This is a genomic window from Ectopseudomonas oleovorans, assembly GCF_003052605.1.
Taxonomy (GTDB): domain Bacteria; phylum Pseudomonadota; class Gammaproteobacteria; order Pseudomonadales; family Pseudomonadaceae; genus Aquipseudomonas; species Aquipseudomonas oleovorans_A.
The window spans coordinates 1-7,763 of record NZ_QASO01000053.1 but is presented as its reverse complement, the minus strand read 5'-3'; the positions used below and the strand labels follow the sequence as shown (position 1 = coordinate 7,763).

The 7,763-nt window shown below is 64.5% G+C and carries 9 protein-coding genes and 1 pseudogene; 9 read left to right on the top strand and 1 reads right to left on the bottom strand.

What is annotated here, in order from left to right; all coding sequences use genetic code 11:
• The 9 genes from DBO86_RS09915 to DBO86_RS09875 all read left to right on the top strand — a co-directional run.
• A partial coding sequence (locus DBO86_RS09915) for a VOC family protein (RefSeq protein ID WP_208630406.1) occupies positions 1-593 on the top strand: 593 nt, incomplete at its 5' end.
• Positions 594-627: 34 nt separating this feature from the next.
• Entirely contained in the window at positions 628-2,088 is a 1,461-nt protein-coding gene (locus tag DBO86_RS09910) for a 2-hydroxymuconic semialdehyde dehydrogenase (RefSeq protein WP_003292094.1), read from the top strand.
• 10 nt (positions 2,089-2,098) lie between these two features.
• Positions 2,099-2,947 carry an alpha/beta fold hydrolase gene (locus tag DBO86_RS09905; protein ID WP_108233479.1) on the top strand — a complete coding sequence of 283 codons (849 nt, stop codon included), beginning with the start codon at positions 2,099-2,101 and terminating at the stop codon, positions 2,945-2,947.
• Positions 2,948-2,958: 11 nt separating this feature from the next.
• Positions 2,959-3,744 carry a 2-oxopent-4-enoate hydratase gene (gene dmpE / locus DBO86_RS09900; protein ID WP_045633702.1) on the top strand — a complete coding sequence of 262 codons (786 nt, stop codon included), beginning with the start codon at positions 2,959-2,961 and terminating at the stop codon, positions 3,742-3,744.
• A gap of 14 nt (positions 3,745-3,758) precedes the next feature.
• Positions 3,759-4,682, top strand: a complete 924-nt coding sequence (locus tag DBO86_RS09895; RefSeq protein WP_108233480.1) for an acetaldehyde dehydrogenase (acetylating) — start codon at positions 3,759-3,761, stop codon at positions 4,680-4,682.
• A 12-nt stretch (positions 4,683-4,694) separates the two neighbouring features.
• Positions 4,695-5,735 carry a 4-hydroxy-2-oxovalerate aldolase gene (gene dmpG, locus DBO86_RS09890; protein ID WP_003450283.1) on the top strand — a complete coding sequence of 347 codons (1,041 nt, stop codon included), beginning with the start codon at positions 4,695-4,697 and terminating at the stop codon, positions 5,733-5,735.
• A complete protein-coding gene (gene dmpH, locus DBO86_RS09885; protein ID WP_017849598.1) occupies positions 5,732-6,526 on the top strand; it encodes a 2-oxo-3-hexenedioate decarboxylase in 795 nt (264 codons plus the stop codon). Before dmpG ends, dmpH begins: the two co-directional genes overlap by 4 nt.
• Positions 6,527-6,574: 48 nt before the next feature.
• Positions 6,575-6,766 (top strand): 2-hydroxymuconate tautomerase, encoded by a 192-nt coding sequence (locus tag DBO86_RS09880; protein ID WP_003292102.1) that lies wholly within the window; start codon positions 6,575-6,577, stop codon positions 6,764-6,766.
• Positions 6,767-6,796: 30 nt separating this feature from the next.
• Positions 6,797-7,237, top strand: a complete 441-nt coding sequence (locus tag DBO86_RS09875; RefSeq protein WP_017849597.1) for a GlcG/HbpS family heme-binding protein — start codon at positions 6,797-6,799, stop codon at positions 7,235-7,237.
• A gap of 188 nt (positions 7,238-7,425) precedes the next feature.
• On the opposite strand, the pseudogene DBO86_RS09870 reads toward DBO86_RS09875, so the two are convergent.
• A pseudogene (locus tag DBO86_RS09870) lies at positions 7,426-7,763 on the bottom strand (ISL3 family transposase); the annotation flags it as partial.

Below are 7,763 nucleotides of genomic sequence, written 5' to 3'. Positions count from 1 at the left end.
CACCCTCCGGGCATCACTTCGAGTTGTATGCAGACAAGGAATATACTGGAAAGTGGGGTGTGAATGAGGTCAATCCCGAGGCATGGCCGCGCGATCTGAAAGGCATGGCGGCTGTGCGTTTCGATCATTGCCTACTGTATGGCGACGAATTGCCGGCGACCTATGACCTGTTCACCAAGGTGCTCGGCTTCTATCTGGCCGAACAGGTGCTGGACGAAAATGGCACGCGCGTCGCCCAGTTCCTCAGCCTGTCGACCAAGGCCCACGACGTGGCCTTCATTCACCATCCGGAAAAAGGCCGCCTCCATCATGTGTCCTTCCACCTCGAAACCTGGGAAGACGTGCTTCGCGCCGCCGACCTGATCTCCATGACCGACACCTCGATCGACATCGGCCCAACCCGCCACGGCCTCACTCACGGCAAGACCATCTACTTCTTCGACCCGTCCGGTAACCGCAACGAAGTGTTCTGCGGGGGAGATTACAACTACCCGGACCACAAACCGGTGACCTGGACCACTGACCAGCTGGGCAAGGCGATCTTTTACCACGACCGCATTCTCAACGAACGATTCATGACCGTGCTGACCTGATGGTTCGGTTCGACTTATTGCAGAGATTGCGCAGATGAAAGAGATCAAGCATTTCATTAACGGTGCCTTCGTCGATTCGGCCAGCGGCCGCACCTTCGAGGACATCAACCCGGTCAATGGCCAGGTGATCGGCCGCGTGCACGAGGCCGGCCGCGCCGAGGTCGACGCCGCGGTCAGGGCGGCACGCGCTGCGCTGAAGGGACCATGGGGGAAGATGACGGTGGCCGAGCGCGCTGAGATTCTGCATCGCGTGGCCGATGGCGTCACGGCGCGCTTCGATGAGTTTCTCGAGGCCGAATGCCTGGACACCGGCAAGCCCAAATCCCTGGCCAGCCACATCGACATTCCGCGCGGCGCGGCCAATTTCAAGGTGTTCGCCGACCTGATCAAGAACGTGCCGACCGAAGCCTTCGAGATGGCCACCCCGGACGGCGCCGGTGCACTCAACTACGGCGTGCGCCGGCCCAAGGGGGTGATCGGGGTGATCAGCCCGTGGAACCTGCCGCTGCTGCTGATGACCTGGAAAGTCGGCCCGGCCCTGGCCTGCGGCAACTGCGTGGTGGTCAAACCATCCGAGGAAACCCCGCTGACCGCCACCCTGCTCGGCGAGGTGATGCAGGCCGCCGGTGTGCCGGCCGGCGTGTACAACGTGGTGCACGGTTTCGGCGGCGATTCGGCCGGGGCCTTCCTCACCGAGCACCCGGACGTCGACGCCTACACCTTCACCGGCGAGACCGGCACCGGCGAAACCATCATGCGCGCCGCGGCCAAGGGCGTGCGCCAGGTGTCGCTGGAGCTGGGCGGCAAGAACGCCGGCATCGTCTTCGCCGACTGTGACCTGGACAAGGCCATCGAGGGCACCCTGCGCTCGGCCTTCGCCAACTGCGGCCAAGTCTGCCTGGGCACCGAGCGGGTGTATGTCGAGCGGCCGATCTTCGACGCGTTCGTCGCCCGCCTGAAGGCCGGCGCCGAAGCGTTGAAGATCGGCGAACCGAACGATCCAGAGGCCAATTTCGGCCCGCTGATCAGCCACAAGCACCGTGAAAAAGTCCTCAGTTACTACCAGCAGGCAGTCGACGACGGCGCCACCGTTGTCACCGGCGGCGGCGTGCCGGAGATGCCGGCGCACCTGGCCGGCGGCGCCTGGGTGCAGCCGACCATCTGGACCGGCCTGACCGACGATTCGGCGGTGGTCACCGAGGAAATCTTCGGCCCCTGCTGCCATATCCGCCCGTTCGACAGCGAGGAGGAAGCCATTGAACTGGCCAACAGCCTGCCTTACGGCCTGGCCTCGGCGATCTGGACCGAGAACGCTTCGCGCGCCCACCGCGTCGCCGGGCAGATCGAGGCCGGCATCGTCTGGGTCAACAGCTGGTTCCTGCGCGACCTGCGCACCGCCTTCGGCGGCAGCAAGCAGTCGGGCATCGGGCGCGAAGGGGGTGTGCACTCGCTGGAATTCTACACCGAGCTGAAAAACATCTGTGTGAAACTCTGAGGAGCTGGCCATGAACGCACCGCAGCAAAGCCCTGAAATCGGTCGCGAAATCCTCGCCGCTGGCTACCGCACCAACCTGCATGATCAGGGCGAAGGCTTCCCGGTTCTGCTGATCCACGGCTCCGGGCCGGGCGTCACCGCCTGGGCCAACTGGCGCGGGATCATTCCGCAGCTGGCGCAGACGCGCCGGGTGGTCGCTCCGGACATGCTCGGCTTCGGCTACAGCGAACGTCCGGCCGATGGACAATACAGCCAGGCGCGCTGGGTCGAGCATGCCATCGGCGTGCTCGACGCCCTCGGCATCCAGCAGGCCGACATCGTCGGCAACTCGTTCGGCGGCGGGCTGGCGCTGGCACTGGCCATCCGGCATCCCGAGCGGGTGCGCCGGCTGGTGCTGATGGGCAGCGTTGGAGTGAGTTTTCCAATCACGCCGGGCCTGGATGCTGTCTGGGGCTACGAGCCGTCCTTTGCCAGCATGCGCCGGCTGATGGACGTTTTCGCCCACGACCGCACCCTGGTCAACGACGAGCTGGCCGAGCTGCGTTACCAGGCCAGTATCCGCCCCGGCTTTCAGGAGTCGTTCGCCGCGATGTTCCCGCCGCCACGGCAGAACGGAGTCGACGATCTGGCCAGCAACGAGACCGATATCCGCGCCCTGCCCAACGAAACCCTGGTCATCCACGGCCGCGAGGATCGGATCATCCCGCTGCAGGCTTCGCTGACCCTCGCGCAGTGGATTCCCAACGCCCAGCTACACGTGTTCGGCCAGTGCGGCCACTGGACCCAGATCGAACACGCCGAGCGTTTCGCCCGCTTGGTCGAGAATTTCCTCGCCGAGGCCGACGCCCTCCATTCCTGAGAGAGACCGATATGGACAAGACATTGATCAACGAACTCGGCGACGAGCTCTACCAGGCGATGGTCCAGCGCGAGACCGTCACGCCGCTGACCAGCCGCGGCTTCGACATCAGCGTCGAGGACGCCTACCACATTTCCCTGCGCATGCTGGAACGGCGCCTGGCCGCCGGCGAGCGGGTGATCGGCAAGAAGATCGGCGTCACCAGCAAGGCCGTGCAGAACATGCTCGGCGTGCACCAGCCGGACTTCGGCTACCTCACCGATGCCATGGTCTACAACAGCGGCGAAGCCATGCCGATCAGCGAGAAGCTGATCCAGCCGCGCGCCGAGGGCGAGATCGCCTTCATCCTCAAGAAGGACCTGATGGGGCCGGGCGTGACCAACGCCGACGTGCTGGCTGCCACCGAATGCGTGATCCCCTGCTTCGAAGTGGTCGATTCGCGCATCCAGGACTGGAAGATCAAGATCCAGGACACCGTGGCGGACAACGCCTCCTGCGGGCTGTTCGTGCTCGGCGACCAGGCCGTCTCACCGCGCCAGGTCGATCTGGTCACCTGCGGCATGCTGGTCGAGAAGAACGGCCAGCTGCTCTCCACCGGCGCTGGAGCGGCTGCGCTCGGCTCGCCGGTCAATTGCGTGGCCTGGTTGGCCAACACCCTCGGCCACTTCGGCATCGGCCTGAAGGCCGGCGAAGTGATCCTGTCCGGCTCGCTGGTTCCGCTGGAACCGGTCAAGGCCGGTGATTTCATGCGCGTCGAGATCGGCGGCATCGGCAGCGCCTCCGTGCGCTTCATCTGATCGAGGACAGCCTGATGAACAAGAAACTGAAAGTAGCGATCATAGGCCCGGGCAACATCGGCACAGATCTGGTGATGAAGATGCTGCGTTCCGAGTGGATCGAGCCGGTCTGGATGGTCGGCATCGACCCCGAGTCCGATGGCCTCAAGCGCGCCCGCGAGTTCGGCCTGAAGACCACCGCCGAGGGCGTCGACGGCCTGCTGCCGCACGTGCTCGAGGACGATATCCGCATCGCCTTCGATGCCACCTCCGCCTATGTACACGCCGAGAACAGCCGCAAGCTCAACGAGCTGGGCGTGCTGATGGTCGACCTGACCCCGGCCGCCATCGGCCCGTACTGCGTGCCGCCGGTGAACCTCAAGCAGCATGTCGGCACGCTGGAAATGAACGTCAACATGGTCACCTGTGGTGGCCAGGCCACCATCCCGATGGTCGCCGCGGTATCGCGCGTGCAGCCGGTGGCCTACGGCGAGATCGTCGCCACCGTGTCCTCGCGCTCCATCGGCCCGGGCACCCGCAAGAACATCGACGAGTTCACCCGCACCACCGCCGGCGCCATCGAGCAGGTCGGCGGGGCCAAGGAAGGCAAGGCGATCATCGTCGTCAACCCGGCCGAGCCGCCGCTGATGATGCGCGACACCATCCACTGCCTGACCGAAACCGAACCGGACCAGGATGCGATCACCGCATCGGTCCACGCGATGATCGCCGAGGTGCAGAAGTACGTGCCCGGCTACCGGCTGAAGAATGGCCCGGTATTCGACGGCAACCGCGTCTCGATCTTCATGGAGGTCGAGGGCCTGGGCGACTACCTGCCCAAGTACGCCGGCAACCTCGACATCATGACCGCCGCCGCCCTGCGCACCGGCGAGATGTTCGCCGAGGAAATCGCCAGCGGCACCATTCAACTGCCACGTCGTGAAGCGGCACTGGCCTAAAGGAGTCGCACCATGAATCTGCAAGGCAAGAACGTCACCCTGCACGACATGAGCCTGCGCGACGGCATGCACGCCAAGCGCCACCAGATCAGCCTCGAGCAGATGATCGCGGTCGCCACCGGCCTCGACGCCGCCGGCATGCCACTGATCGAGATCACCCACGGCGACGGCCTCGGCGGTCGCTCGATCAACTACGGTTTCCCCGCGCACAGCGACGAGGAATACCTGCGTGCGGTGATCCCGCGCCTCAAGCAGGCCAAGGTATCCGCCCTGCTGCTGCCGGGCATCGGCACGGTCGACCACCTGAAGATGGCGCTCGACTGTGGCGTCTCCACCATTCGAGTGGCCACGCATTGCACCGAGGCCGATGTCTCCGAGCAGCACATCGGCATGTCGCGCAAGCTGGGCGCCGATACCGTCGGCTTCCTGATGATGGCGCACATGATCAGCGCCGAAAAAGTGCTGGAGCAGGCGCGGCTGATGGAAAGCTACGGCGCCAACTGCATCTATTGCACCGACTCCGCCGGCTACATGCTGCCCGATGAAGTCAGCGAGAAGATCGGCCTGCTGCGCGCCGAGCTGAACCCGGCCACCGAGATCGGCTTCCACGGTCACCACAACATGGGCATGGCCATCGCCAACTCGCTGGCGGCCATCGAGGCCGGCGCCTCGCGCATCGACGGCTCGGTCGCAGGGCTAGGCGCGGGTGCCGGCAACACCCCGCTGGAAGTCTTCGTCGCGGTGTGCAAGCGCATGGGCGTGGAAACCGGCATCGACCTCTACAAGATCATGGATGTGGCCGAAGACCTCGTCGTGCCGATGATGGACCAGCCGATCCGCGTCGACCGCGATGCGCTGACCCTGGGCTATGCCGGCGTATACAGCTCATTCCTGCTGTTCGCCCAGCGCGCCGAGAAGAAATACGGCGTGCCGGCCCGCGACATTCTGGTCGAGCTGGGGCGCCGCGGCACCGTCGGTGGCCAGGAAGACATGATCGAAGACCTCGCCCTGGATATGTCCCGGGCCCGCCAGAACCAGAAGGTGAGCGCATGAACCGTACCCTCAACCGCGAGCAGGTGCTGGCCCTGGCCGAGCACATCGAGAACGCCGAATTGCAGGCCCATGACATCCACAAGGTCACCAACGACTATCCCGAGATGACCTTCGCCGATGCCTACGACATCCAGTGGGAAATCCGCCGGCGCAAGGAGGAGCGCGGCAACAAGATCGTCGGCCTGAAGATGGGCCTGACCTCATGGGCGAAGATGGCACAGATGGGCGTGGAGACGCCGATCTACGGCTTTCTCGCCGACTACTTCAGCGTGCCCGACGGCGGCACGGTGGACTGTTCCAAGCTGATCCACCCCAAGATCGAGGCGGAAATCGCGGTGGTCACCAAGGCACCGCTGGTCGGGCCTGGTTGCCATATCGGCGACGTGATCGCCGCGGTCGACTACGTGATCCCCACCGTCGAGGTAATCGACTCGCGCTATGAGAATTTCAAGTTCGACCTGATCAGCGTGGTGGCCGACAACGCCTCGTCGACCCGCTACATCACCGGAGGCCGCATGGCCAACCTCGAGGAGGTCGACCTGCGCACTCTCGGCGTGGTGATGGAGAAGAACGGCGAGGTGGTGGAACTTGGTGCCGGCGCCGCAGTGCTCGGCCATCCGCTGTCCAGCGTGGCCATGCTGGCCAACCTGCTGGCAGAGCGCGACGAACACATACCGGCCGGCACCTTCATCATGACTGGCGGCATCACCGCCGCCGTCGCAGTAGCGCCGGGCGACAACATCACCGTGCGCTACCAGGGGCTTGGCAGCGTCTCCGCGCGCTTCGTCTGAGCCATCCGGCCGCCCTGCCCGGGCGGCCTCTTCTTCAGGAGGCACACCATGCCTATTGCCCAGATCCACATCCTTGAAGGCCGCAGCGACGAGCAGAAGGAAACCCTCATTCGCGAAGTCAGCGAGGCCATCTCGCGCTCCCTGGATGCGCCGCTGACCAGCGTGCGAGTGATTATAACCGAGATGCCCAAAGGCCACTTCGGCATCGGCGGCGAAAGCGCCAAGGCCATTGGTCGATGAACCTGCCTCCTCCTGCACAGAGTCCGGCACATGAGAACAACGAATCAACGCTCGCTGCACTGGGAAGCCGCCTATGCCGCCACCCGTGCGGCCGTGGCACATGCAGAGAAGCTAGGCGTGCGCATTAACGTCTGCGTGGTTGACCACTCCGGCCTGCCGTTGGCCTATCTCCGCATGAACGGCGCCTTTCTACATTCACGGGAAATTGCCGAAGACAAGGCATACACCGCCGTGAGCTTCGGCTTCTCCACCCGCGACTGGCTCGACGTGCTGGGTGACAACCCGCGCCTGCGCATCGGCCTGCCAAGACGCGAGCGGCTGGTGGTGTTCGGCGGGGGCCTGCCGATCCTGCTCGATGGTGAATGCATCGGCGGCATCGGCGTCTCTGGGGCCGACGAGGGGCAGGACGAAGCCTGCGCGGCAGCGGGCTTGGCGGCCATAGGGCATCATGAGGCATCCAGTTTGGGGTAGAGGCAGATTTTGACTTTCGCGCCCGAACGCATCATGCGGCTGGCTTCCAGAAGGGAAATCAGCAGCATTGATTGGCCTTCTGATCTCTTTAGGCGGTTTCGGTAATAAGCGGAGCGAGAAACAGATCAGCCGATGGATGCTAGGTCGGCAAGCCCGTTCAGTTTGGCGGTGGCAGATAGACCGTGGGCCAATGGCTGGTTGGCGGCGAGCAATTCCTGCAACTGCACGGCTTGGCCGCCCTTGAGGTGCTCAGCGTTGCGCAGCAGCAGCCAGCGGCTGCGCTTGACCACCTTGCGCGCTGGTTTGTTATCGCGCAAGGTGGTTGGCCTGGTCGACGCGGATACGGTCGATCACCTCACGACCGTAGCGCGCCACCCCATGGAACAGGTCGTACACCACTTCGGCTTGAGGGCAGTGCCGCTTCACTTCCAGGTCGAAAGCGGTGTTCATGTCCATGGCGACCGCCTCGATATGCCGGCAGTGCTCACCGAGCCACTCGAAGAATGGGCGAATCGCCTGGCGGCTG